Source organism: Mesorhizobium sp., from assembly GCF_004963255.1.
In the GTDB taxonomy this organism is placed as follows: Bacteria; Pseudomonadota; Alphaproteobacteria; order Rhizobiales; family Rhizobiaceae; genus Mesorhizobium.
On sequence record NZ_SUGA01000009.1, the window covers coordinates 163,159 to 186,061 of the forward strand.

The following is a 22,903-nucleotide window of genomic DNA, read 5'->3' on the forward strand; positions in this document are numbered from 1 at the left end:
ACCCGCCCCACTGTTGCTTCTATCGAAAGGAATATCATTTTCTGCTGCTTCACAAAGTAGCCGCCTGCCAGACACCGCCGCCCAGCGCCTCAAACGGTCCTCGCTGCAGCGTCTGCCTCACCTTCGCTTTCCAATTGGGATTGCGCCTGGCCTTCGGCGAGCCGGCGAGTTTCCGGTAAAGCCAGTCGAGCGTGACGGGTTCGTTGCGGCCGGCGATCAGCGCCAGCACCTCCTCGACCCACGTCCCGACCGTTTCGAAGCCGAAGGTCAGCACGCGCAGCCGCAGCGGCACGAAGCTGCCCTTCAGGCCGGATTCGGCGAGGATGTCGGCGCAGTCTGCCCCGTAGGCACAGAGCACCGACGGCGCGCCGCCATTGGCCGGCGCGCGCCCTCCCTTTGGAACGAAGATGTCGCGCCCGCCCTGATTGAACGTCTGGGCTTCGGCGACGTGGAAGAACAAGCGGCCCTCGAGGAACAGCAGCGCGTCGCATTGCTCCCAGACCGTGCGGTGGAACGCTTCCGTCTCGGTGCGCGCGAAGGTCAGGGCGATGCCGTCGCCATGCGTGGCGAGCTTGCCCAACCATTTGCCGATGACGCCCGAGGTATAGGGCGGATTGAGCCAGACGCGGCCTTGCCACGGCTGCGCCAGGCCATCGTCTTCGATAGTGAAGTGCGCGCGCGCCGTCGGCCATGGCTGGCCGAGCGCTGCGCAGGGGTCGAGAGCGAATGTTTCTGGCCCGCCAAGCGCCTGCAGCAGATCGGGCGGGGTGAGCCAGACCTCGGTGTTCGCCCGGGCCGAGTGGTGGCCGCCGATTCCTTTGCGGTTGGACATCAGATTTTGCCCTCCGCCTTCAGCTTGCGGAAGTCAGCGATGCGCGCCGCGTGTGCTTGGACCCGGTGCCTGTCGTGCGCGTCGACCAGCTTTTCGAAGTGGTCAGTGCGGCAGTTGTCCGGCCCACCTTGACCGCAGGCGCAACTCGGCCAGTCGTCGCACTGTTTCTCGCGCTCGCGCTCGGCCCACCAATCGGCGAAGCTGTCGGTGGTCTCACCAGCGGCAACGGCATCAACCCATGCCTGTTTTGAATTGTCGGTCATGTCAGTTCCTTTCGTCATGCCCCACGATCGGGGCGGTTTCAGGTGGTCTTGCTTAGGCGGACGTGGCAGGGCAATTCCCGCCGCGCCCAATCGCGCCAGGCCCAAGCCTCGGGCCGATAATCGAAGTCGCGATAGAGCATCGGCGATGGCGGCAGGGTGAGCGCGTAGAGGATAACGCGGTGCTTCATTGCGGCCTCAGTGGCGTGTTCGCCATGAAGCGGATTAGCTTCATCAGCTCGTCGTATTCCCTGTCGCTGCGGGTGCTCGTCTGCTTGCTGCGCAGCCACCGCAGGCATTGCATGCGGTGTTCCTCGGTGAGCGGCCGGCCGTCATTGGTGTAGAACGCGTAGAGGCATTGGCCGGGGTCCGTGGCGTGCATGAACGAGGCCCATTGCGAAGCCAGCGCGAAAGCGCGTTCCTTGGTGATGATGTTGGCCATGATCAGCAATCCGCGAGCGAAGGGTGAACGATGACCGGCAGCCCGGATAGCAGTGCGAGTTCTGCGGCTACTTCCAGAGCTTCCAGCGGGTAGAAAACGTCGGTGATCGCCTCGCATGTGCCATCCGGCTCGGGAAAGCGGCCGTAGATCGTGAAAAACTTGGCCTTGAATGCCGGCAGGAGGCCGAGCGTATGGCCGGGCTCGCTCGGATCATCCATGCAGCCGGCGAGCTCGAGGCGTTCGAATTGCTTCCAGTCCGGCGCCGCGTGGCCCGTGCAGCAATTGAAGAGGCGCGCGGAGGTGTCAGCCATTTGCGCGGCCCTCCGCAGCGTCGCGAACGCGGCGCGCTTCTTGGATCATTTCGCAGAAGGTCGCGAACTCGTCGCCCAAGCGTTCGTCGCTGAAGTCGGCAAGCAGCTCGTCGGCGGATTCGTAGGAGATGCCGTCGTCGTGTACCTTGCCGTCTTCGCCCTTGCGATCCTCGAATTCATCCTCTGGCGTGGTGAACTGCGCCATACGCCGGACATAGGCCAGCAGATCAGGCTTGGCCCGCTCCCGCTGAATTGCCGCGCGCAGGCCGGCGAGCATGTCGGCTATGCCCTCCTGCCCGGTGTCGTCCTCGAAACCCGAGATGAACGCTTCGGCCTGGACGAGAGCGTCCACGGTGTCGCTGGCGTGGTCAGGGTAGCGCGTAGGCGGATCGTATGGACTCGGCAGCGAATAGCCGCCGCCGTACTCGTCGAATTCCTCGCCGGTGTCCGCGTCGGACACGTCAATAATGGCGAGGTCTTGCCCGCTGTCCCTCGTGGTCTCGGTGATGTCGATGTGCTCGCCGATGAAATCTGCGGTGAGGCGCGGCAAAGCGGCGTCGATGCTGTCGGCCTCAATCTCAACGTTGCCGTAGCAGCGCAGCGTAACGCCCATGTGGAAATTGTATTTCGGCATTGTCTTTCCTTTCGTGTGTCGCCCACGATCGGGCGGGGTTGGTCAGGTGGCAGCTATGGCGAGGGCCAGCACGGCGGCACCGAAGGCCGCCAGCACCGCGAATTCAAGCAGGGCGCGAGCAAGATCCCGGATCATGCCGCCTCCTCATCGTAATAGACGATCTGGACGACATCTTCGGGCGCTGGCAGAAGGCCGCGCGAATGACGCAACAGCCCGTCGATTGACATGGCCGTTGTGTAGCTGCCGAAGACCTCCATTTCGGTGCCGTCATCGCGCAGCGCCACGAGACACCACGCCTCGCGGTTGCCGTTGCACCGGCGAATCCGGTGGGTGTAGCCGGGCGCGGGTCTCACGCGCCGTACTCCCGCGCCAGGTCGGCGACGATCCCAGTAATCACGGCGTCGCCGCTGATGGCCTGGCCCGTGGTGGTGCGAGCCCAAACCGTCATTCCGGCAAAGTCGGAATCGGTTTTCTCGCCTTTGGCCGCCAGCTTCTCGGCAAGCCAATCCGACACAATCCAGTGTTCGAACACCTCGCGGTCATAGGGTTCGATGTCGTTTTCTTCGCAGCAGTCGTGCCACGCTTCAGCGGCGGATTCGTGCACCGACGACGGCACCCAGCCGCGATCATTGCGCGGGCGCCAGTAATAGCCCTTGTTGACGATCTCATTTCGAAGCAGCTCAAAGCCGGCCTGTGTCGCGGCCTCTTCATAGTCGGCGATCGGCGCGGCCAGTTCCTGCGCCTGGTCCATCAACGATCCGAGATCGTCCGCGCCGTGCGGATAGTCCGCACCGGCAAGCGTCGAGACCAGATACGAAACGCAATAGTGGACTTCGGCCGAAACCAATTGTTCTGCAGTGCGCATTTCAGTTCCCTTTCGAAAAGGCCCACAATCGGGCCGGCATCGGTCACGATTGACCATCGGGCGAGCGCATGGCGCTTGCCGGAAAGGCAATCGAGGGGAGAGGCGCGGCCCGAAGGCCGCGCCCGATCGGTCAGATGAGCTTGATTACGGCGGTGAGCGCGCCGAACAGGGTGAGCGACGCACCGCCGAGCATCAGGGCGAACTTGAGCGATTGAGCGTCAAGCGCGGCCTTCAGATCGGTTTTGGTCACCAGTTCGGACATGATGAAGTCCCGCGCGGCTTCAGCGTGCGCCTCGGCATGCTCTCGCTTTATGCCGGCCTCAGCGAGGCGCTTTGCATAGCCAAGCGTATCATATGCAACGGTCATGGGTCAGCCCTCTTTCGGGAAGCGGAAGTTGTAGAGCCCGGTCGGGCCGAAATCGGGGTTGTTGCGCAGTCCGTGCAGGATCGAACCCCGGTTGCTCATGTCTTCGGCAACGCGCAAGCGCGCGTTGTACCAGTCGAGCGAAAGGGCCTCTTTCCACTTACGGCCGAACTCTTTCGCATAGGACCGCAGGGCGGCTATTTCATAGGCGTCTGGCTTGTGACGTGCCATCGGGCCGGCCTCAGATGTTCAGCCATGCGCGCTTGGCAGCGCGTGCGGTGCGGCGCGTGTCGCGGCGGATACGCCCCTGCGGGGTGTCGGAGAACTGGCGGCGTTCGGTCTTCATGGTCTTTCCCTTTCAGATGTGGCCCACACTCGGGCCGGTTGCGGCCTAGCGGCCATGAAACCGGCCCGCAGGCCGGAAACAAAGACGCTAGAGGGGAAGCGTATCGAACTCGGGGTTGTGGTCGGTGATCCCGAGGTGACGCGGCTTGGCCCACGAATACCGGGCGATTTCGCATAGCTGATCCCAGCCCTTGCGCGGCGTGCCGTCCGGGTAGAGAGGCCGCGCCTTGACGTCGGCTTCATAGTCGGCGCGCCCGCGTTCGATGTATGCCGCGCGGTCAGTCGTCATAGTCGTCAACCTCGCAAGAGAGGACCCCGCCGGCGAGATCGGGCGCGACCGGGGGCACGTCGCCCATACCGTCGGGCTGGACGCGGCCCAACTGGACCGCCTGCATGTCTGCGGCCGTCAATCCGGCTTCCATGCGCGAAATGCAGTCTTCGCCGGTCAGCCGGCTATCCATGACGTAAACGACCGGCCCATGTGAGGTGTAGACGGTGGCGAGGAAAACGAAGGCTTTCAGCATGGTTCAGCTCTCGACCTTGCGCACGTCCGAGAAACGACGATCCCACGACACACCGCGCACGGCGACGTCAACAGAGACAGCCGGCGTATGGCCGCCGCAGCTCTGGCCGTCCACGCGTTGCCAGCGGTAGCGCGTCACGCGCCGGCCCTTGCGGGTGGTGGTGAACGCGACGACGTGGGCAGGGACGAGGCCGGCCCAAGGGTCAGAAAACATAGCGGTAGCGAGGGAGAGGGTAGACATGTGGCAGTGCCCTTTTGAGGTGGCTCACAATCGAGCCGGTTTACAAACACACTCTCTCAAAAAAGCCCGAGCGATGCAAGAAAAAAGTGCGTAACGCACGGTCCAAAGTGCATGTTTTTCGCGGTGGCAACGCCGGCCTGGAGTGACAGGACCAGCCCAAGACATGGCCTTATATATCGAAACGGTTTGACTTGCTTTCGCCTGGTCTTGCAGCTCGCCAGTGCTTGCGCCCTACATACTCACAACTCCGCGACTCGCCCCGCAACTGGACCGTGTGAGCACTTTTGCCCTATAAGCACGCTCACACCCGATAGCATGGCGACGCATGCCAGCGCCCAGCTAGTCCGGCCCTCGCTACCCCACACCGCACGCCCTGCCCCACGCTCATACGCATGGCATAGCCGCACGCTGGACGCGTGCGCCTGCCCCGTGTGCCCTGCCCTCGCCCTGTGTGCTGCAGCTCCTCAGCGCCTCGCCCCGCCCTCGAGCAATGGGCAGGAAAAGAGGCTTAGGGACCGTATGAGGGGGTGAGAGCCCGCGAGGCGCAGCCCCGCGGCAAATCACCGACCTTATCTCGCATAGAGGCCTTCCGCTGCCATGAGGCCGATTTCTGTCAAGAAAAATCGGCTGGAAGCCTTGGTAGCGCTGAAAATTCTTGAGAGCGGAAAACCGGACAAACTCGGGACAAAACCGGGACAAACTCGGGACAGATCGATTTCGGTAATGAAGTCGAAATCCTGTTTGAAAGTCGGGGGATTGACCGGGCTGGCGAAGGGCCGCAAATTCTCGCGCGTTGCCCCTCGCGTAGACGCTAAATTCTGACCTCTCGAGGCCACGGGCGGCGGCCGATAGGCCGACCGACCGCTCGTAGAGCTCTACGATCTCGGGATAGTGCTAGGCACCCGCTCACGGTGCGGCGTCTATCAGCGCCCGGATCTCGTCGGGAGTCTGTAAGACAAGATAAGATAGCGGGTGGTCGTTGCCTGGAACCGACATAACAACGTTCGTCCCTGTGGCGTTTACACCCCAGCGCATGAAGCTGACGATGTGGTCGACATTGATATCGACGCGGTTTGCGTTCTGGCCGTGCATCGTGAGCGTAATGAACACCACTTGGTCCCTCCGTTGAGCGTGCCAAATAACTCTATATGAAAATCACGGCAGCCTTCCATCAGGATTCCGAGATCGCTCGCTTCCTGCGAAAGTTGGAGGGGCCGGGAATGGAGGTCGCCGCGGCGCGCGGCCTCAACGAACACGCCGGCGAGCAAATGCGCCAGTCGGTCGTTCGCATCGCTGCATCGACTGGCGTTCCTGCCGGCCGCGTGCGGAAGAAGACCAAGGTCGTCAAGGCCGCGCCAGGCCAGATCATGATGGCCGAGGTGGTGACGGCCGATGTCGCCATCCCGCTGTCTGAATATGGCAACCCAGTATGGGTTCGGGATCTTAACCCGATGTCGGACGGCAAGCGCGGTGGCCCGGTCAGCTCAATGCGCGGTGTCGAGGCCACGGGATGGAATGTCCGGCGCCAGTTTCCGCACTCGTTCCTCGCCAACGGCCAGGTCGTCGTGCGCACAACCAGGAACAGGTTTCCGTTGAAGGTTCTCTCCATGGCGGTGCTCGCCAATGAACTGGCGAAGCCCAGCCGGCCGAATGTGCCGGCGGCCGAGAAGTTCGCGGCGCTGGACCTGGAAAAGCGTGTCGTCCGCAATGTGATCAGGACGCTCGGACTGTAGCATCGTGGGCAGGCCGATCGGGAAGAAGCCGTCGACGCCGACGGCGATCCCGCACACCTGCTCGAAAGGCGACCTCGCCAACCTGCTCGGCATCTCGGTCCGCTCGGTTTCGGATTGGGACCAGAAGGGCGTGCTCAAACGCACCCCCGGGCGCGGGCGTTTCGAGACGGTAGCGTCGGTCAACGGCTACACCGCGGCACTCCGCGAGCAGGCCGCCGGTAGGGCATCCGCCACCGGGCAGTCGCTCACCGACGAGCGGGCGCTGACCGAGAAGGTCATTCGGCAGATCAAGGAGCGTGAGCTCGCCAAACTGACAGGCGACACGCTGACCCTCGCCGAGGTGATGGAAAGCTGGTCGATGTTCGCGCAGACGGTGCGCGCGGCGATGCTGTCCATCCCGGGCAAGGCGCGATCGACGATTCCGCACCTGACGGCGCACGACGCCGACGTCTTGAAGCAAATGTGCCGCGACATCCTGATGGACCTGGCCGAAGAGGTCGAGGCTGCCGTGGTTTCCGGCGCGCCCGAGGAGATCTCGGGTGAGAAGTGAGGCCGTCCAGCGCCTTTTCGGCGCGATCGCCAAAGGCCTGCGGCCGCCCGAAACGCTCTCGTATTCGCAGTGGGCGGCAAAGCATTTCCGCCTCTCGGCGACATCGTCGGCGGCACCAGGTCGGTTCCGGCCGTGGAAATTCCAGCGTGGCATTCTGGATGCCATGGGCGACCCGCTGATCGAGCGGGTCTCGGTCATCAAGAGCGCGCGAACCGGCTACACCGTCAGCCTCATCGCGACGATCGGCGCTTACGCGGTCAACGACCCGTGCCCGATCATCCTGCTGATGCCGACGGATGACGACGCCCGCGGCATCGCCGTCGACGAGCTCGACCCGGCGTTCCGTGACACGCCGGCGCTGCGCGATGTGATGCGCGTCGGCCGCTTCGACGGCCGCAACACGCTGACCCAGCGCATGTTGCTCGGCGGCGGGTCGCTGAAGATCCTGTCGGCCCTGGCGCCGCGCAACCTCCGCCGCCACACGGCCAAGGTGCTGCTGTGCGACGAGGTCGACGGCATGAAGGTCACCTCGGAAGGTGACCCGATCAAGCTGGCCGAAAAGCGCACGACGTCGTTCGCCGATCGGAAAATCATCATCGGCTCGACGCCGACCGACGAAGCCACCTCGATCGTCATCAAACGATATGAGGAATCGGACAAGCGGATCTTCGAGATTCCGTGCGTGCATTGCGAGACGCCGTTCGAATTGCTCTGGGAGCACCTGGATTGGAAAGCGGGCCAGCCGGAAACGGTGGTCTGCATCTGCCCACACTGCGGGACCGAGATCGAAGAGCGGTTCAAGCCGCAGATGGTCGAGGCGGGCGAGTGGCGCGCTACGGCACCGCAGGTCAAGGGCCATGCCGGCTTCCGGTTGAACGCGCTGATTTCGCAGTTCGCGAACGCGTCCTGGCCGAAGCTGGTCGAGGAATTCGAGAAGGCCCGGAAAGCCGGCCCTTCCGATATGCAGGTGTTCTACAACACCGTGCTCGGCAAAGTCTGGTCGACCGCGATCAACTACGTCAACGAGAACCAGCTTCTCGCCCGGTGCGAGAATTTCGGTATCGAGTGGGACCACAACAAGTCGGAGTGGCGCCAGGACATCCCCGAGGATGTCGCCTACATCACGGCCGGCGTCGACGTGCAGCCCGATCGCCTCGAGGTGGTGCTGATCGGCTGGTCGAGGAACCATCGTTACATCCTTGGGCACATGATCATCCGCGGCTCGGCGCTGCTGCAGACGACGTGGGACGAGCTCGACGCACTGCTGATGACGGTGTGGAAGCACCCGCTCGGCGGCGAGATCGGGATCGAGGCCGGCTGCGTCGACTCCGGCGACGGCAACATGACCCAGCGGGTCTACGACTATTGCGAGAAGACCCAAGGTCGCAAGATCGTGGCGATCAAGGGCGACGACGGCCCTCGCCCGGTTCTGAAGGCCAGCGCGACAAAGCGCCGGAACCGGACGGCGACGCTCTACATCGTCGGTGTCGAGCAGGTGAAGACCGACATCCTGGTCAGCTTGCCTCTCGAGCCGAGCGAGGCGCAGTCGTTCCGGTTCGGCAACTCGCTGACCGAAGACTATTTCGTGCAGCTCACCGCCGAGCGGCGGGAGCTCAAATACAACAAGCAAAGTGGCCGGCCCGAAATCGTCTTCGTCCGCATAGGCAAGCGGAAGGCGGAGGGTCTGGACTGCACCGTCTACGGGATCGCGGCAAAGCAGCTTTGCCGCTTCGATTTTGACACCCGCTATGCCGATCTGAGGGGCAAGCCGATACCGCGGCCGAGCCTGAGAGACAGCGTCAAGCGGCTTCACGGCTAGGATAATCATGGGCCTTTTCGAGCGTTTCAGGCGACCGGCGCAGCGGTCGACCTCGCCCGTTCCAAGGCCGAAGGCGGCGTATTTCAACGGGGAGAAGAACCCGTTCCTGTTCGGCTGGAACCCTCAGCTTCGCGAGCACCAGCAGGATGTGCAGGCCTCGTGGGAGAAGGCCGCCGCGCGCGCGATCTCGGCGGTGCAGAACTCGGGCTTTATCGCCGGCATCGTCGAGGTGGCGTCGGGCAGCACCGTCGGCGCCGGCCTGCGCATGGCGTGCCGGCCGGACGGCGACGAGCTCGGCTGGAACGCCGAATACACCACGAAATGGGCGCGAAAGGTCGAGGCGCGCTTCCGCGCATGGGCTCGCAAGCCCCTGCATTGCGACGCGAGCGGCGAATACACCTTTGCGCAGCTTCAGCAGGCGGCGTTCGCGAGCTACCTGGTTTACGGCGAGGTGCTGCCTCTCTTCCCGATGATCCAGCGTCCGGGCGTGCCTTCAATGTCGAAGGTGAAGCTCCTGCCGCCGACCAGGATCGTCAACCGCACCGACCCGCTCGCCAACATGGTGCAGGGCGTGAAGGTGGACAGTTGGGGTCTGCATCTCAGCTACCGCTTGCGCGAGCGAGACCCGCTGCAGGGCTGGCGCGAGACGACGGTCGCGGCGCGCGACGCCGATGGCCGGCCGAACATGATGCTGATCAAGGATCCGGCGATCGCCACGACGCGCGGCATCTCGCCGTTCGCCTCCATCCTGAAGGTCACGCGCCAGGTCGATCAGTATTTCGACGCCAACATGACCGCGGCGATGATCCAGACGATCTTCGCCGCGACCATCCGCACCAACATCTCGGGCGCGGCCGCCTACGACGGGCTCCTGACCCGGAACGACGATAACCAGTTCGACGCGGCCGGCTTCGCCAACGTCAAGGGCGAGTGGTACGACGAAGCCAAGGTCGACCTGTCGCAGCATGGCCGCATTGCCCACCTCTTCCCGGGCGACGAGCTCGATTTCACCGAGTCCAAGCAGGGCGGCCAGCAGTTCGACAACATGATGGGCTGGCTGCTGCGCGAGATCTCGCGCGGTGCCGGCGTCACCTACGAAAGCGCCACCGGCGACTACCGCGGCGCCACCTATTCGTCGGTTCGCATGGCTGGTGCAGTCGAATGGCTGACCGTCCTGCGCCGGCGCGGCAACATCGTGACCCCATTCTGCGACACCGCCGCGGAATGCTGGCTCGACGAGGAGATCGCCACCGGGCGCATCGAATTTCCAGGCGGCTACCAGAAGTTCCTTGAGCAGAAGGAATTCGCCGCGAAGTTCTCCTGGACGGGCCCGGCGCGCCCACAGGCCGACGACTACAAGACGGCCAAGGCCTACGAGACCCGCAAGGGGATGCATTCGACGACGCTGCAGGAAATCGGCGAGGAATACGGCCGCGATTGGGACGACGATATGCGTCAGCGCGCGGCCGAGAACGCCCTCGCCGACGAACTGAAGCTGCCGAAGCCGTGGGCCGCCGTCGACCTGTTCGAGGTGAAGGGCGGCGACGACGCCGCTCTGAAGGAAGCCGAGAACGCCGGCAAGCCCCAGCCGCAGCAGCCGGCAAAGCCGGCCGGCACCGCACCGGAGCCCGACCCCGCAAAGGCGCTGGCAGACGAGATCGAACCGAAGCTCGAGGACGAGGAATAATCCGTGGCGATCGATTTCGACGCGATCTTTGGGGTCGATGAGTACGACCCCTGTGAGGCGCTGCGCGCGCTGCGTCCCGCCTACATGAAGTTGTCGGTCGGCGGCCAGGTGACGGAAATCACCTTCCGCGACCGCACTACCAAATACAGCGCCGGCGATTTCCGCAAACTCGAGGCCATTATCGCGCAGCTCGAGTCGGAATGCGCCAAAAAGCAAGGCCGACCGTCCAAGCGGTCCGCAATCACCGCCGGCTATCGCCGCGGCTGCATGGAGTGATGCCGTGAGAGCATATGATGCCGCCATGGCCGCCTCCTGGGCGATGCTGCCCGAGGCGATCGAGCAGTTGATCGAGATCGCCGCGCGCGAGAACGACCCAACGCCGGAAGCCCTCGAGGCGTATCGCGCTGCGCGAGCCGACAACGGCGAGCGGCTGACCGTCCGGGGCAACGTCGGGATCCTTTCCGCCAAGGGTCCGATGTTCAAGGGCGCGAATCTGATGACGGCATTCTCTGGCGCCACCTCTTACGAGACGTTGCGCCGGGATCTTCAGGTCGCGCTCGACGACCCGTCAATCCAGGCCATCATGTTGAGGGTCGACAGCCCCGGCGGCGAGGTGAACGGTTGCGATGAGCTGGCGGCCGCGATCTACGATGCGCGCACCAAGAAGCCGACCGCGGCGTTCATCAGCGGCCAAGGTGCATCCGGCGGCTACTGGCTGGCAAGCGCGGCCGAGAAAATTACCGTGAGCGACTCCGCCATGGTCGGGTCGATCGGCGTCGTGCTCGGCATCACCGACCGCAAGAAGGCGGACGAGCGTTCTGGCATCTCCCGGCTCGAATTTGTGTCGTCACAATCGCCGGGCAAGCGCCCCGATATCGAGACCGACGCCGGCAAAGCCAAGGTCCAGAAGCTCGTCGACGACCTCGGCACCGTGTTCGTCAACGCGGTCGCGAAGTATCGCGGCGTCACTGCGGACGATGTCGTCAAGAATTTCGGGGCCGGTGGCCTCGAAGTGGGTGCAAACGCCGTCGCGCACGGAATGGCAGACGAAGTCGGCCAGTTCGAGGCGGCGCTGGCCCGTCTCTCCCAGCGCGGCAAGAACCGTGCGTTCATCCAAAGCCAAAAGAGGATTTTCGGCTATGCCTAACGACAATGAGGATTTCGCCGCCATCCAGGCTGCGGCAGTTGTAAAAGCCAAGACCGAGGAACGGGGCCGCATCGACGCCATTCTCGCAGCCGACGGCGCCAAGGCCCATACCGCGCTCGCGCGATTGCTGGTCACCGACGGTGTCGCCGCCGACAAGGCTGCCGCCTACCTGAAGGCAGCGACCGAAGCGACCGATGCCGCGGTGAAGGCCGCCACGCCCGAGAAGGACACGAAGGCCGAGCAGGAAGCTGCCGCCAAGGCCCTCGCCGAGAAGAAGGCGAAAGCGGGCACTCTCGGCCTCGGGGCGCCGGAATCGCTCGAGCGCCAGCCGGCGTCAACCGGCTGGGGCAAAGCGGTCGCGCACGCAAACCGGGGCGTCAACAGCCTTTCGGCTTAACCGCCGGCGGGTGGACCCGCCTGCTTTCATCCAAACCAGCTAACGGAGACCATCAATGCCGCAGGTATTGACCGAAGGCCGTCGCCCCGGCGAGGCCATCATGAGCGAGGCGGAATTCCACCGCTCGCGCGACAATGTGACGATCGCATTTTCGCAGACCATCGAACCAAACAGCCTGCTCGGCCAGGTCGCCGTGCCGGCTGATGTCGTCGCCACCCCCTCGGCAGCCGCGGGCAACACGGGCAATGCCACCATCGCCATGGGCGCCCAGGCCGTCACCTCCAAGGTGAAGGACGGCCGTTACAAGGGCATCGCCACCGATGCGACGCATGTCCATTGGGAAGACCCTGACGGCAACGAAATCGGCACATCGACCCACGGCGCCGCTTTCTCGAAGGGCGGCGTCAAGTTCACGATCACCGCCGGTGGGGTCGCAAACGTGGCAGGCGACGAATACTACGTCGACGTGGCGGCCGACGGCGAGGACTTCCAGTATGTCGCCTACAATCCGGCCGGCGTCGACGGCTCGGAAGTGCCCGTCGCCTACTCGATCTACGGCACCACGACCCCGGCGGACAAGACCGCCAGTCTTGCCGCGATCACCCGCTCGGCGCAGATCAACGGCAACTGCGTCGCCTGGCCTGCCGGCATCACGTCGGCTCAGAAGGCAAATGCCGCCCAGGCACTCGCCAAGACCGGCATCATCGTTCGCAACTAGTCCGGCCGGCGGGTAACCGCCGGTCCGTCCACCGCGGTTCGCCGCATCGGTCCATCAGCCCTGCCCTTCGGCGGGGCTTTTTTTATGGGAAAACACAATGTCTGTGCTCGATATCTTCGACCAGGACGCATTTTCGGTCACGACGATGTCCGATGCGATGCGCGAGGTCAAATACGTTCCCGGCTTCATCTCCAGGCTGGGGCTCTTCTCGTCCACCTCGATCGACACTCTCGACATCGCGATCGAAAAGGACGCTGAGCAGAACGTCTTCATCGTGCCGTCGTCTCCCCGCGGCGGCCCTGGCAAGACGTTCGGCAAGAACCGCCGTTCCATGCGGAAGCTGTCGGTTCCGCACTTCCAGGTCGACGATGCGATCTACGCCGACGAGGTACAGAGCGTCCGCGCATTCGGCGAAGAGCGCGCTGTTGAGACCTTCCAGGGGCGCATCGCGAAGCGCGGCGCTGAGGTTCGCCAGTCGTTCGCGCTGACCGAGGAGTATCACAAGCTCTGTGTCGTCACGAAGGGTCAGCTTCTCGATGCCGACGGCACGGTGCTCTACGACTACTTCGAGGAGATGGGCGAGGCTGTGCCGGCCGAGGTTGGCTGGGATCTCACCGCCGCAAATCCTGCCGACGGCGTTCTGCGCCAGCGCGCGACCGACCTGGCGCGATCGATGGGCGCCGCGCTCGACGGGCTCCCGTTCTCTGGCATCCTTGCGATCGCCGGCAACGGGTTCTGGGACAAGCTCGTGAAGCACAAGGAGGTTCGCGACACCTTCAAGAACTATACCGCGGCCGTGACCCTGCGCCAGGCAACCGTCGACATCAACTCCCAGAGCGTCCAGAGCGGCATCTGGGGCTCGTTCCCGCTGTTCGACATGACCTGGGTCAACTATCGCGGCGGCCTCGACGTCGGTATCGACGACGATGAGGTGAAGTTCGTGCCGATGGGCGTGCCGGGCCTCTTCCGGTCGGTCTTCGCACCGGCCGACTATATTGAGACCGTCAACACGATGGGCCTCGAGCTCTATGTCAAGCAGTTCCGGATGCAGAACGAGAAGGGCATCTCGCTCGAATACCAGAACAACGTGATCCACTACTGCACGCGCCCGCGCGTGCTGATGAGCGGCCGTTCCGCGGCATAATCGGTCATCCTCCCAATGACCACGCCGTTCGCGGAACTCGAGAAGCAGGTCTCGGCCGAGATCGACGCGCACCATGGCGAAGCCACGCGCATCGTTCGGAAGGCCGCCGGCCAGTATTTCTCTAGGGTCGCGGACGGCGCCCGCGCCAATGCCGACGTCATCGGCGTGGTCGACCACAATCCGGTCATGGCCCGGCCGAAGGATCAGGGCCAATACGATGGGTTCCAGCCAGGTGTAGCCGGCAGCAGGATCAGCGTCTCATACGCCGTGACGCGGTTCGCGGATAAGGCGGCATGGCCGCAAGACGGCGACGAAATCTGGCTGCTCGACCCAGACCGCCTCGGTGCCAAGCTGCGCGTCACTCGGGCTGACCCCGATGGTCTCGGCCGTATCGACTGCATCTGTGTGCCCGCATGAGCCTGATCGCACTCGCCACTCGGGTCATTCTCGTCCGGCTGCTGACCGGCAGGACGTGGGCACGGGATCCAGTGCTCGACTCGCCGCTCGACCCGATTGAGGAGATCTTGCGCGCGGCCGACGCCAAGCCCAAGCCGGTCATCGCCGTCTACACCAACGAGAGCAAAGGCAAACCGGTGGGCCTCGAGACACAGGGCGGTAAGCAGAACGTCCGCACCGCGGTTTACGTGTATCTGCCGCCTTCGAAGGTGGAATTGCCCGACGGTGTCGGCTTCGCGATCGACAACGTCGGCGCAGGCCTGGCTCTCAGCACTCTCGGCCGGCAGATCGACGCTGCCATGCATCTCGGCAACACACCCTGGCTGAAGTTGTGGCGGCGGTTCGTCACCTGCATCGACGAAAAGACCTCGCGTTTCGTCCTGGTCGAGATTCAGTCGGGCGTAAAGGTGCCTTGCATGGAGGTCATCTACGAGCTCGATTGCGTCGCCGATGCCGACTTCGCCAAGCCGCTCTACGGGGCATGGCTAGATCTTGACACCCTGCTGCGCGCCGACGGCGCCGGTAGCGAGGGGGAGATGCTGGCCGACCACATCAAAGGCCTGATCGAGAAACCGGACGGGTTGCACCCCTACGAGGTCTTCCAGGCCAACTTTGGGCTTACCGATGCGGCGTTTGAGGCCACCGGCCTCGCTCCGTTGCCCGGCTCGCTCGATCCGGACACCGGCAACTCGCCACTGCTTGTTGACGTCGACGCGCCGCAGCAGACCGAAATCGTGCCGCCGCAGCAGGTGCCATGAGCTTTTCGAGGATCCTGCGCTCGGTGTTCGAGCGGCTACAGGAACACGAACGCCGGCTCGCCGGCAGCCAATGGACCGGCAAGGTCAAGCAGGTCGATGCCCAGAAGCACCTGATCAGAATGGTGCTGGGGAAAGACGACGACGGCGCGGATGTACTTTCGCCGTGGCTGCCGGTGGGGCAGGTCGCCGGCGCACTGAAACTGCATAGCATGCCCTCTGTCGGCCAGGTCGTAGCCGTCAGGGCGGAGGGCGGCGATCTCGAGCAAGGAATCGTCGAGCCATATCATTGGTCTGACGAGAACCCCTCGCCTTCCCAGAACGCAAATGAGCACAAGCTCACGTTCGGCAACGTGACGATCACCCTGGTCGACGGCAGCCTGAAGTTTCAGGTCGGCGGCACGACCGTCGAGGTCACCGATGGAAAATTGGAAGTGCACACCAATGAGTTCGTCACCCACGGCTCGTCGCTGAAGCACAACACCAAGGAAATCGGCGACACCCACAAACACGGCGGCGTGGTGCCTGGCGGCTCCGATACCGACGTGCCCGTTTAGGAGGTTTCGATGAAGAAGACCTATTACCCCACCGCCTTGGCCGGCAAGACCGTTGCCGGTGTCCCTAACCCGGGCGAAGGCATTCCGATCGCGCTGACCGAGCAGCAGGCCGAGCATGCCCTGCGGCAGGGCTATCTCTCCGAGGAGGCCCCGGCCAAGAGCACAGACGACAAGAAGGTGAAGAAGGCCTGATATGTCGGGCATTGATGCGGCGAGCGGGGCCGTACTCGACGGCTTCCCGCATGTCGAGCAGAGCCTCGAGAAGATCTTCACGACCTTCCAGGGTGAACGCGTCATGCGCGAGTGGTTCGGCAATCCGGGGCTGCGCCTTCTCGGCGAGAATGCCACGGCGCGGACCGTGCTCGTCTGGTTCAACGTGCTCTGGATGCTCGTCGAGCTCTTCGAGCCGCGTTTCAAGATCGTGCAGTTCGTCGTCAACGACGTGAACCGCCTCGGCTACGGCGATTTCACTATCAACGGCAAGCACCTTCCCTACGGCCACCTCAATTGGCAGCAAGCCGCCTTCTTTGTGTCGATCGACGGCTCGGCTGTCACCCTGAAACCGTCGATTTAAGGACTCGAGCATGCCGCCGATCGACTTCTCGACGCTGCCGGCGCCCGAGGTCATTGAGACGTTGGACTTCGAAGCCATCGTCGCTGCGATGATCACCGACGTCGTCGACCGCTTTGCAGCAGCGGGCGTCGACTACGATGTCGGCAACCTAGAGACGGACCCGGTCAAGATCATCTTCGAGGTGGCCGCTTATCGAGAGATCGGGCTGCGCGCGCGCATCAACGATGCTGCGAAGGCCAACCTGGTCGCATTTGCGATTGGGCCGGACCTTGACCACCTGGCGGGCTTCTACGACGTCGTTCGCCTTGACGGCGAGACCGACGACGCGCTGCGCGCGCGGACCATCATCGCGATATCCGGCCGGTCAACGGCCGGTCCAGAAGACTGGTACAGGAGCGCCGCGCTGCGCGCGAGCCCGCGCGTGAAGGACGTGGCTGTCTACCGCGTCGGGACCGGGCCGGATATCCGCATCTCAGTGCTAGCGACCGACAACTTCGGCGAGCCGGATGCCGCGCTGCTGGCCGCGGTGGACGGCGAGGTGCAGAAGAACAGCGTTCGTGTGATCTCGGACCGGGTGACGGTCCTTTCGGCTACGAGCACGACCGTCAATGTCGTGGCGGACATCTGGCTTTTGCCGTCCGCGCCGATCACGGTCTTCGACAACCTCGAGTCGACGCTGCGCACTGCCCTCGCCACCGAAGGAGGCCTCGGTTTCAACGTCACGCGGTCGTGGCTGACCGCCAAGTTGCAGCAGCCCGGGGTGCAGAAGGTATCGTTGTCTGCGCCGATGGCGGACGCCATTGTGGATGACGGCGCCGCCGCGAAATTTGGGACCATCACCCTCACCTTCAAGGGCCGCGATCGGTAAATGGACCGGGTTCACCTCCTCCCGGGCAACGCGACGCCGCTGGAGCGTGCGGTCTCGGAATCTGTCGATCGCCTCCCAGAGTTGGTCCCCGGCGTCGACGAATTGCGCGGTTTCAAATTCGCGCCGGTGCTGCCGGGAATCCTGCCTTGGCTCGTGGTCGAGTATGGCCTCGGCGTAATCTCGCAATATCTGCCGGACCTCGCCTCTGTCATCGAATATGGCCTGCGCTGGCAGCGGGTGAAGGGGACGCCCCAAGGCGTCGCGGAAAGCCTGACATGGGTCCACTATGCTTTCGCGACGTTCTACGAGGCTCCGGTGCGTCGCACGCGCTGGCATCTCTACGAACTCGAGCTCGACCGCCTCCGCGACAGTGAAGACGACCTTGCAACGATAGAGGCAGTCGTTCGCCTTTCGGGCCCTGCGCGCTCGGAATTCTATCGCGCCTGGAATGGCTACAACGTACGGGAGCACGAGTGGAGCTACACCCGCTGGGGCCACGGCATCTGGGGCGACAATTCGGGCGTCTTTCTGCATGCCGGCGGCGTCAAATGGTCGTTCGGCCGCACCTTCGATGCAGGCTTCCATGAGCTGACCGAGGCCGAACTGACTGCGCTTGGCGCATGGGTCGAGCCCGTCGAGGACGGCTCGATCTCGTGGGGGCCGTTCCCCTGGAGCACGCCCGGGCTGCAGTGGGTGTCGGACGCGGCCGCGTCGCGGGCGCAGATCATAGCCACCGCGCTATTGGCGAAGAACTGCTGGATTGGCGTTTATCGCGAGGACGGCTCGCCGATCGGCTTCCGCAAGGCGCGGGTCTATCGGCCCGTGATCGCGCTTTTCGGTGGTTACTATCAGGCAGCCGGCCAAGGTTGGATCGCGGCCGATGCACCGGGGGCGAACATCTATGTCGAAGCCCTGATGGACTTCGGCGAGGGCGAGAGCGAGACGGTCCACTCCTGGAGCGTCTCGCTCGGCGGCGCGCCCGTCGGCGCGCACCCCCCTGGTATCATGTGGTTGGCCGGCGCCGGGATCAGCGGCGGCTCGATCGTCGGCGGCTTCAATATCGCGCCAGCCCTTCTTGGCAAGACTTCGCGCGAGCGCTTCCGCGCCATTCTGAAAATCGTCTGAGGCAAAATGGCTTACGAGCACAAATCAGGGCTGTCCGGCGCCTACGATCGTTCGGTCGCGTTCCCGCTGTGGGACAGCGTGCTGACACGTGAAGGCAAGATCGGCCAGGCGGCCGAGATGTTCGAGGCGCAGCAAATTCTGCAGCGGAAGATCGGCTCGATCGGCAACCTGGTCGCGCGCGATGGCGACCGCGTCGAAGGCGCGGATATCATCATCGACGCCGAGGCCGCGACCGTCACGCTGACTGCCGGCAAGCTCTATGTCAGTGGCCGCGTTCTCGACGTGCCTGCCGCGGTGCTCGCTGCCGTTCCGATGATAGGTTCCGTTCATATCGGCGTCCGCGTGATCGAGACCTATGTGACCGAACTTGAAGAGCCGGCGCTGAAAGGTCTTGAGCCGGGCGCTCCATCGGAAGGCGAGGCCGGCGCCGCCCGCGTCGTCCAGACGCTCTCCTGGGGCTTCTCTGGTGACGCCAGTGTTGGCGACCTCTACTCGGTCTACCTGCTGAAAGACGGCGTCGCGATCGACCAGACCCCGCCGCCGAACCTCACTGGCATCAACGCGCAGCTTCAAATCTACGACTTCGACGCCAACGGCAATTATATCGTCAATGGGTGCGCGGTCTCGGCGCTCGGCAAGGACGGCACAGACCAGGTTTTCTCGATCGCCGCAGGCGTCGCCAACATCAAGGGTGCCAAGCGCACTCGCTATGCCGCGCTACGCCATCGCGAGGTCGAAACCTTCGACCTGTTCCGCATCCCCACCGAGGTGCACACATTCGGCGCCAATCCCACGGTGGTGACCCTCAACCACGGGCCGATCGCGACCATTCGCGAAGTGCTGGTCGAGAAAGAAGTGACGGAAACCGTTGTGCGCGGCGGCACGCCGAACGGCTCCGACGCGCTGGTCAATACCGGCGTCACCTCCATCCTCGAGGTGAAGCAGGGCGCCACGACCTATGCTACGCCGGCCGACTATGCCAAGGCTGGCGACCTGGTCTCGTGGGCGGCCGGCGGCGCAGAGCCCGCGACCGGGTCGAGCTACACGGTCAAGTATCGCTATCTTGGTATCGTCGCGGCGAGCGACATCACCGCTACGTCGATCACCGTCGCCGGTGGCGTGAATGGCGGCCAAATCCAGATCGACTACGATTTCAAGCTGCCGCGCGTCGACGTGCTCGGCATGGATAGCGACGGCAATTCGGTCTATCTGAAAGGTGTTTCCAGCCGGACCAACGCGCTGCCTCCCACGGTCCCGGCCGACGTCCTGCCTCTTGCGCTCGTCGAGAATATCTGGACCGGCACGCCCAACGTCACCAACATCGGAGTGCGCGCCTACACCATGGCGAAGATCGACCGGATGTATAACAGCCTAGTCGACGCGCTGGACCTGATCGCGCTCGAGCGACTGCAACGCGACATCGACAGCCGCGAGCCGATCTCGAAGAATGGCGTCTTCGTCGACCCGTTCACCTCCGACCGCTACCGCGACGAGGGTGAGCCGCAGACCGCAGCCGTGTTCGGCGGGCTGCTGCGTCTTGCGATCGACCCGACCTTCCACCCGATCAACCTGCCGGGCGTCACGCTGCTCAACTGGACCGAGGAGGTCGCGGTCGAGCAGGCGCTTGCGACGCGCTGCACGAAGATCAATCCCTACCAGAACTTCACGCCTTTGCCGGCGTCAATGACGATCAATCCGCCGGTCGACTACTGGACGGAGAGCGCGACGGAATGGGCGTCCGACAGTGCGGCGGCCCTGTCCTCGCCGGTCGTCATCACGACGTCTCGGTCGACCACCGGCCGCACCACGACCACGACGACCACGACCCAGAAGGAGACGATCGAGAGCTCGACCCGCGAAGAGACTTTGGCCTATCTCCGCCAGATCTCGCTACAGTTCACGATCAAGGGCTTCGGCGCGGGCGAGAACCTGACAAAGCTCGAGTTCGACGGGATCAATGTCAACCCGGGCGGACTGTCGGCGAACGGCGCGGGCCAGATTGTCGGCAACTTCATGATCCCTGCCCATGTACCTGCGGGGTCCAAGGGTCTCGTCGCCGAAGGCCAGGGCGGATCGAAGGCCGCCGCGATCTTCGTGGGCCAGGGCACTATCGACATCGAGACGCTGCGCCGCGTCGTCACCACCACCGTGCAGCAGACTTCGGTCACCGCGCCGCGCGAAACGGGCGGCGCCGGTGGTGGTGGCGGCGGCAATGGCGGCAGCCGCTCCGATCCGTTGGCGCAGACCTTCACCCTGACCGAAGGCAGGCACATTGCCGGCGTCAACCTGAAGGTCTGTCTGGTCGGCGATCCGGATAACCCGATCGTGCTCGAAATGGTCGAGGTTGCCAACGGCATCCCTACGGTCAACGTGATCGCCCAGGCGTTCTACGACATGAACGATGCGGTCATCGGGCAATGGACCGAGATCCGCTTCCCGTATCCGATCTGGCTCCCGGCCGGTGTCGAATATGCCTTTGTCGTCAAGACGAATGACGGCAGCCACTCCATCAAGACTGCCAAGCTCGGAGACTTCGATGCCGAGTTGCAGCAGCCGGTCGCCGCGCAGCCATATTCGGTTGGCGTCATGCTGTCGTCGTCGAACGCCGTGACCTGGACGCCGCATCAGGATGAGGACATCTGCTTCCAACTGGTCGCTGCCAAGTTCGCCCCGACGACTAAGACGGTCAACGTCGGAACCTTGGCCGTCACCAATATGAGCGACCTGCTGATCCGCGCCGAGGTGGAATTGCCGACCGCCGCGGCTGGCATGCATTTCGAGGTAGAGCTCGACGACGGCTCCGTCACGCTTCTCAATCCGGGTCAGGCGTGGGAGTTGCAGTCCTTCTACACTGGCAACGTTGATGTGCGCGCCGTGCTTTCGGGCTCAGCGAAGGTTTCGCCCGTCGTTTTCCCCGTGATCCTGGCGATCGAGGGCGAACTGCAGACGACGGGCACCTATGTGACGCGCGCCTTTACCATGGGCACCGGCGTCGACATCCTGTCGTACCTGAAGACCAAGATCCCGACCGGCGCCACCATTGCCATGCATGCCGACGCGGCGAACGACGCATGGTCGGCGATGGCGCAGGTGACGCAGACACCGCTTCAGGACGCCGGCTGGGTCGAGCGCAAGTACAACGTCCTCGGCTTCAACGCCAATCCGGTCGGCCGTATCCGGATCACGCTCACCGGCACGCCGGCGGCGCGCCCGATGGCCTACGACTTCCGGGCGATCTCGACGCCGTAACCCGTATAGGACCGCCATGCCCGTTGAAAACACGACGCCGAACAGGGGCTATCAGCTTCCATTCGGCAGCAACAACCTCGAGGACGATGTTCTTCGGCTGATCGCGGCCCTGTCCGCGATCGACGTCGACGTTGCCGGTCTACTCGTCTCGGTCGCACAACGCGCTCTGCTCGTCCACGGCCATGTCATCGCCGACACGACCGGGCTGCAGGCAGCGCTCGACAGCAAGCAGGACGAGTCCGAAAAGGGCAACGCCAACGGCTATGCATCGCTCGGCGCTGACGGCAAGGTGCCCGCCGCGCAATTGCCGTCGGCGCTCTTCGGCTCGCTCAACTATCAGGGCGACTGGAACGCCAACACCAACACTCCGACCATCCCGGCGGCCGCAGCCGGGAACAAAGGCTGGTACTATATGGTGTCGGTCGCCGGCGCGACGAGCGTCGGCGGCATCACCGACTGGAAGGTCGGCGATTGGGCGGTCTCGGACGGCACGAAGTGGGTCAAGATCGACAACACGGATGCCGTCGCTTCCGTGGCGGGCCTGACCGGCGCGATCACGGGAGCCGCCTTGAAGACGGCGCTGGCCATTGCCGTTGCCGACATCACGGACGCCTCAGCGAACGGCCGCTCACTCATTTCCGCGGCGAACTACGCCGCGATGAAGACGCTCCTAGGGATCACCGCGGCGGACATCACCAACGCGTCCGCCAACGGACGCTCGCTGATCACCGCAGCCGACTACCCAGCGATGCGGACCCTTCTCGGGCTGGCAGCGGCAGCGGCCACGGCGACCGCAAACACCCTTGCACAGCGCGACGCATCGGGCGATATCGTCAGCCGCCTGTTCCGCTCAGAGTATGCCGTGACAGGCGGCACGGCCTATTTCTGCGGTCAGAATGCGCTCGGCTCCGGGGCCGACAACTACATTCGGCCCATGACCCCCGCGCAGGCGGCGGCGCTGCTCGCCTCTTCGCTGAAGCTTCAGCTCTTCTACGAGAGCGCCCAGCAAACCATCACGAACGCCGGCCAGTTGATCTTGGCCCACGGCCTCGGCATCAAGCCCAAGATCGTGACTGCCGTCCTCGTGTGTCAGACTGCCGAGCTGGGGTACTCCGTGGGTGACGAGGCATTCATCGCCGTCGCCAACATGTTCGGCACCCCCAAGGGGCTTAGCTGCGTTCCTGACGCCACGAACCTGACCGTCCGGTACGGCAGCGGCGGCTTGGAACTCCTGAACAAGACGACCGGCAACTCCACCGCCATCACCAACGCCAACTGGAAATTCGTCATAAGGGCTTGGGCGTAGC

Annotated in this window: 32 protein-coding genes; 18 read left to right on the forward strand and 14 right to left on the reverse strand. The window is 64.1% G+C overall.

The window, feature by feature from the left end; translation table 11 throughout:
- Positions 1-49: 49 nt before the first annotated feature.
- The 14 genes from E5X34_RS13200 to E5X34_RS13265 all read right to left on the reverse strand — a co-directional run bounded on the left by E5X34_RS13200 (position 50) and on the right by E5X34_RS13265 (position 5,930).
- Complete coding sequence (locus tag E5X34_RS13200; RefSeq protein WP_292565083.1) at positions 50-832, reverse strand: DNA N-6-adenine-methyltransferase; 783 nt, start codon at positions 830-832, stop codon at positions 50-52.
- Positions 832-1,095 (reverse strand): hypothetical protein, encoded by a 264-nt coding sequence (locus E5X34_RS13205; RefSeq protein WP_292565086.1) that lies wholly within the window; start codon positions 1,093-1,095, stop codon positions 832-834. Before E5X34_RS13205 ends, E5X34_RS13200 begins: the two co-directional genes overlap by 1 nt.
- Positions 1,096-1,133: 38 nt before the next feature.
- Positions 1,134-1,283: a hypothetical protein gene (locus tag E5X34_RS13210; RefSeq protein ID WP_292565089.1), complete on the reverse strand. Its 150-nt coding sequence runs from the start codon at positions 1,281-1,283 to the stop codon at positions 1,134-1,136.
- Positions 1,280-1,534, reverse strand: a complete 255-nt coding sequence (locus E5X34_RS13215) for a hypothetical protein (protein WP_292565092.1) — start codon at positions 1,532-1,534, stop codon at positions 1,280-1,282. The genes E5X34_RS13210 and E5X34_RS13215 overlap by 4 nt, the downstream gene beginning before the upstream one ends.
- 2 nt (positions 1,535-1,536) lie before the next feature.
- Positions 1,537-1,845 (reverse strand): hypothetical protein, encoded by a 309-nt coding sequence (locus tag E5X34_RS13220; RefSeq protein WP_292565095.1) that lies wholly within the window; start codon positions 1,843-1,845, stop codon positions 1,537-1,539.
- Positions 1,838-2,479 (reverse strand): hypothetical protein, encoded by a 642-nt coding sequence (locus E5X34_RS13225; RefSeq protein WP_292565098.1) that lies wholly within the window; start codon positions 2,477-2,479, stop codon positions 1,838-1,840. Before E5X34_RS13225 ends, E5X34_RS13220 begins: the two co-directional genes overlap by 8 nt.
- Positions 2,480-2,610: 131 nt before the next feature.
- Entirely contained in the window at positions 2,611-2,832 is a 222-nt protein-coding gene (locus E5X34_RS13230) for a hypothetical protein (RefSeq protein WP_292565101.1), read from the reverse strand.
- Positions 2,829-3,326 carry a hypothetical protein gene (locus tag E5X34_RS13235; RefSeq protein WP_292565104.1) on the reverse strand — a complete coding sequence of 166 codons (498 nt, stop codon included), beginning with the start codon at positions 3,324-3,326 and terminating at the stop codon, positions 2,829-2,831. The genes E5X34_RS13230 and E5X34_RS13235 overlap by 4 nt, the downstream gene beginning before the upstream one ends.
- Before the next feature lie 148 nt (positions 3,327-3,474).
- Entirely contained in the window at positions 3,475-3,711 is a 237-nt protein-coding gene (locus E5X34_RS13240) for a hypothetical protein (protein WP_292565107.1), read from the reverse strand.
- Between the two features lie 3 nt (positions 3,712-3,714).
- Entirely contained in the window at positions 3,715-3,939 is a 225-nt protein-coding gene (locus E5X34_RS13245) for a hypothetical protein (protein WP_292565110.1), read from the reverse strand.
- Between the two features lie 202 nt (positions 3,940-4,141).
- On the reverse strand, positions 4,142-4,342 hold the full coding sequence (locus E5X34_RS13250) for a hypothetical protein (protein ID WP_292565113.1): 201 nt from the start codon (positions 4,340-4,342) through the stop codon (positions 4,142-4,144).
- Positions 4,332-4,577: a hypothetical protein gene (locus E5X34_RS13255; RefSeq protein ID WP_292565116.1), complete on the reverse strand. Its 246-nt coding sequence runs from the start codon at positions 4,575-4,577 to the stop codon at positions 4,332-4,334. The genes E5X34_RS13250 and E5X34_RS13255 overlap by 11 nt, the downstream gene beginning before the upstream one ends.
- Before the next feature lie 3 nt (positions 4,578-4,580).
- Positions 4,581-4,817 carry a hypothetical protein gene (locus E5X34_RS13260; protein ID WP_292565119.1) on the reverse strand — a complete coding sequence of 79 codons (237 nt, stop codon included), beginning with the start codon at positions 4,815-4,817 and terminating at the stop codon, positions 4,581-4,583.
- Positions 4,818-5,723: 906 nt separating this feature from the next.
- Complete coding sequence (locus E5X34_RS13265) at positions 5,724-5,930, reverse strand: hypothetical protein (RefSeq protein ID WP_292565122.1); 207 nt, start codon at positions 5,928-5,930, stop codon at positions 5,724-5,726.
- A 107-nt stretch (positions 5,931-6,037) separates the two neighbouring features.
- Here E5X34_RS13265 and E5X34_RS13270 point away from each other — a divergent pair, with 107 nt between their 5' ends.
- From E5X34_RS13270 to E5X34_RS13355, 18 genes are all read left to right on the forward strand, one after another.
- On the forward strand, positions 6,038-6,550 hold the full coding sequence (locus tag E5X34_RS13270; RefSeq protein ID WP_292565125.1) for a hypothetical protein: 513 nt from the start codon (positions 6,038-6,040) through the stop codon (positions 6,548-6,550).
- Positions 6,551-6,554: 4 nt separating this feature from the next.
- Positions 6,555-7,100, forward strand: coding sequence for a hypothetical protein (locus tag E5X34_RS13275; protein ID WP_292565128.1), 546 nt, complete (start codon positions 6,555-6,557; stop codon positions 7,098-7,100).
- The gene (locus tag E5X34_RS13280; protein WP_292565131.1) at positions 7,090-8,919 is read left to right on the forward strand and encodes a terminase gpA endonuclease subunit; all 1,830 of its coding nucleotides are present in this window, start codon (positions 7,090-7,092) and stop codon (positions 8,917-8,919) included. Before E5X34_RS13275 ends, E5X34_RS13280 begins: the two co-directional genes overlap by 11 nt.
- 7 nt (positions 8,920-8,926) lie before the next feature.
- Entirely contained in the window at positions 8,927-10,606 is a 1,680-nt protein-coding gene (locus E5X34_RS13285) for a phage portal protein (protein WP_292565134.1), read from the forward strand.
- Positions 10,607-10,609: 3 nt separating this feature from the next.
- The gene (gene gpW / locus E5X34_RS13290) at positions 10,610-10,882 is read left to right on the forward strand and encodes a gpW family head-tail joining protein (protein ID WP_292565136.1); all 273 of its coding nucleotides are present in this window, start codon (positions 10,610-10,612) and stop codon (positions 10,880-10,882) included.
- Between the two features lie 25 nt (positions 10,883-10,907).
- Positions 10,908-11,753: a S49 family peptidase gene (locus E5X34_RS13295; RefSeq protein ID WP_292565139.1), complete on the forward strand. Its 846-nt coding sequence runs from the start codon at positions 10,908-10,910 to the stop codon at positions 11,751-11,753.
- Positions 11,746-12,150: a hypothetical protein gene (locus tag E5X34_RS13300; protein WP_292565142.1), complete on the forward strand. Its 405-nt coding sequence runs from the start codon at positions 11,746-11,748 to the stop codon at positions 12,148-12,150. Before E5X34_RS13295 ends, E5X34_RS13300 begins: the two co-directional genes overlap by 8 nt.
- Positions 12,151-12,205: 55 nt before the next feature.
- On the forward strand, positions 12,206-12,868 hold the full coding sequence (locus E5X34_RS13305; RefSeq protein ID WP_292565145.1) for a head decoration protein: 663 nt from the start codon (positions 12,206-12,208) through the stop codon (positions 12,866-12,868).
- A 97-nt stretch (positions 12,869-12,965) separates the two neighbouring features.
- Positions 12,966-14,012 (forward strand): major capsid protein, encoded by a 1,047-nt coding sequence (locus tag E5X34_RS13310; protein ID WP_292565148.1) that lies wholly within the window; start codon positions 12,966-12,968, stop codon positions 14,010-14,012.
- A gap of 15 nt (positions 14,013-14,027) precedes the next feature.
- Complete coding sequence (locus tag E5X34_RS13315) at positions 14,028-14,429, forward strand: hypothetical protein (protein WP_292565151.1); 402 nt, start codon at positions 14,028-14,030, stop codon at positions 14,427-14,429.
- Positions 14,426-15,226, forward strand: coding sequence for a hypothetical protein (locus E5X34_RS13320; RefSeq protein ID WP_292565154.1), 801 nt, complete (start codon positions 14,426-14,428; stop codon positions 15,224-15,226). Before E5X34_RS13315 ends, E5X34_RS13320 begins: the two co-directional genes overlap by 4 nt.
- Positions 15,223-15,780 carry a phage baseplate assembly protein V gene (locus E5X34_RS13325; protein WP_292565155.1) on the forward strand — a complete coding sequence of 186 codons (558 nt, stop codon included), beginning with the start codon at positions 15,223-15,225 and terminating at the stop codon, positions 15,778-15,780. The genes E5X34_RS13320 and E5X34_RS13325 overlap by 4 nt, the downstream gene beginning before the upstream one ends.
- 9 nt (positions 15,781-15,789) lie before the next feature.
- Complete coding sequence (locus E5X34_RS13330; RefSeq protein WP_292565157.1) at positions 15,790-15,972, forward strand: hypothetical protein; 183 nt, start codon at positions 15,790-15,792, stop codon at positions 15,970-15,972.
- Between the two features lies 1 nt (position 15,973).
- The gene (locus E5X34_RS13335) at positions 15,974-16,354 is read left to right on the forward strand and encodes a GPW/gp25 family protein (RefSeq protein WP_292565158.1); all 381 of its coding nucleotides are present in this window, start codon (positions 15,974-15,976) and stop codon (positions 16,352-16,354) included.
- Between the two features lie 10 nt (positions 16,355-16,364).
- Positions 16,365-17,222, forward strand: coding sequence for a baseplate J/gp47 family protein (locus E5X34_RS13340; RefSeq protein ID WP_292565159.1), 858 nt, complete (start codon positions 16,365-16,367; stop codon positions 17,220-17,222).
- On the forward strand, positions 17,223-18,347 hold the full coding sequence (locus E5X34_RS13345) for a phage tail protein (RefSeq protein WP_292565161.1): 1,125 nt from the start codon (positions 17,223-17,225) through the stop codon (positions 18,345-18,347). It begins immediately after the preceding gene.
- A gap of 6 nt (positions 18,348-18,353) precedes the next feature.
- Complete coding sequence (locus E5X34_RS13350; protein ID WP_292565162.1) at positions 18,354-21,596, forward strand: DUF4815 domain-containing protein; 3,243 nt, start codon at positions 18,354-18,356, stop codon at positions 21,594-21,596.
- A gap of 16 nt (positions 21,597-21,612) precedes the next feature.
- Positions 21,613-22,902: a hypothetical protein gene (locus tag E5X34_RS13355; RefSeq protein ID WP_292565164.1), complete on the forward strand. Its 1,290-nt coding sequence runs from the start codon at positions 21,613-21,615 to the stop codon at positions 22,900-22,902.
- Position 22,903 lies beyond the last annotated feature (1 nt).

Bases quoted from the DNA above. Each gene is read 5' to 3' on its own strand.
- E5X34_RS13350 (WP_292565162.1), top strand. From the start codon at position 18,354: ATGGCTTACGAGCACAAATCAGGGCTGTCCGGCGCCTACGATCGTTCG.
- E5X34_RS13205 (WP_292565086.1), bottom strand. From the start codon at position 1,095: ATGACCGACAATTCAAAACAGGCATGGGTTGATGCCGTTGCCGCTGGT.
- E5X34_RS13225 (WP_292565098.1), bottom strand. From the start codon at position 2,479: ATGCCGAAATACAATTTCCACATGGGCGTTACGCTGCGCTGCTACGGC.
- E5X34_RS13335 (WP_292565158.1), top strand. From the start codon at position 15,974: ATGTCGGGCATTGATGCGGCGAGCGGGGCCGTACTCGACGGCTTCCCG.
- E5X34_RS13240 (WP_292565107.1), bottom strand. From the start codon at position 3,711: ATGACCGTTGCATATGATACGCTTGGCTATGCAAAGCGCCTCGCTGAG.
- E5X34_RS13330 (WP_292565157.1), top strand. From the start codon at position 15,790: ATGAAGAAGACCTATTACCCCACCGCCTTGGCCGGCAAGACCGTTGCC.
- E5X34_RS13200 (WP_292565083.1), bottom strand. From the start codon at position 832: ATGTCCAACCGCAAAGGAATCGGCGGCCACCACTCGGCCCGGGCGAAC.
- E5X34_RS13245 (WP_292565110.1), bottom strand. From the start codon at position 3,939: ATGGCACGTCACAAGCCAGACGCCTATGAAATAGCCGCCCTGCGGTCC.
- E5X34_RS13320 (WP_292565154.1), top strand. From the start codon at position 14,426: ATGAGCCTGATCGCACTCGCCACTCGGGTCATTCTCGTCCGGCTGCTG.
- E5X34_RS13310 (WP_292565148.1), top strand. From the start codon at position 12,966: ATGTCTGTGCTCGATATCTTCGACCAGGACGCATTTTCGGTCACGACG.
- E5X34_RS13300 (WP_292565142.1), top strand. From the start codon at position 11,746: ATGCCTAACGACAATGAGGATTTCGCCGCCATCCAGGCTGCGGCAGTT.
- E5X34_RS13305 (WP_292565145.1), top strand. From the start codon at position 12,206: ATGCCGCAGGTATTGACCGAAGGCCGTCGCCCCGGCGAGGCCATCATG.
- E5X34_RS13345 (WP_292565161.1), top strand. From the start codon at position 17,223: ATGGACCGGGTTCACCTCCTCCCGGGCAACGCGACGCCGCTGGAGCGT.
- E5X34_RS13215 (WP_292565092.1), bottom strand. From the start codon at position 1,534: ATGGCCAACATCATCACCAAGGAACGCGCTTTCGCGCTGGCTTCGCAA.
- E5X34_RS13250 (WP_292565113.1), bottom strand. From the start codon at position 4,342: ATGACGACTGACCGCGCGGCATACATCGAACGCGGGCGCGCCGACTAT.
- E5X34_RS13325 (WP_292565155.1), top strand. From the start codon at position 15,223: ATGAGCTTTTCGAGGATCCTGCGCTCGGTGTTCGAGCGGCTACAGGAA.
- E5X34_RS13255 (WP_292565116.1), bottom strand. From the start codon at position 4,577: ATGCTGAAAGCCTTCGTTTTCCTCGCCACCGTCTACACCTCACATGGG.
- E5X34_RS13285 (WP_292565134.1), top strand. From the start codon at position 8,927: ATGGGCCTTTTCGAGCGTTTCAGGCGACCGGCGCAGCGGTCGACCTCG.
- E5X34_RS13295 (WP_292565139.1), top strand. From the start codon at position 10,908: ATGGCCGCCTCCTGGGCGATGCTGCCCGAGGCGATCGAGCAGTTGATC.
- E5X34_RS13220 (WP_292565095.1), bottom strand. From the start codon at position 1,845: ATGGCTGACACCTCCGCGCGCCTCTTCAATTGCTGCACGGGCCACGCG.
- E5X34_RS13210 (WP_292565089.1), bottom strand. From the start codon at position 1,283: ATGAAGCACCGCGTTATCCTCTACGCGCTCACCCTGCCGCCATCGCCG.
- E5X34_RS13315 (WP_292565151.1), top strand. From the start codon at position 14,028: ATGACCACGCCGTTCGCGGAACTCGAGAAGCAGGTCTCGGCCGAGATC.
- E5X34_RS13260 (WP_292565119.1), bottom strand. From the start codon at position 4,817: ATGTCTACCCTCTCCCTCGCTACCGCTATGTTTTCTGACCCTTGGGCC.
- E5X34_RS13355 (WP_292565164.1), top strand. From the start codon at position 21,613: ATGCCCGTTGAAAACACGACGCCGAACAGGGGCTATCAGCTTCCATTC.
- E5X34_RS13340 (WP_292565159.1), top strand. From the start codon at position 16,365: ATGCCGCCGATCGACTTCTCGACGCTGCCGGCGCCCGAGGTCATTGAG.
- E5X34_RS13270 (WP_292565125.1), top strand. From the start codon at position 6,038: ATGGAGGTCGCCGCGGCGCGCGGCCTCAACGAACACGCCGGCGAGCAA.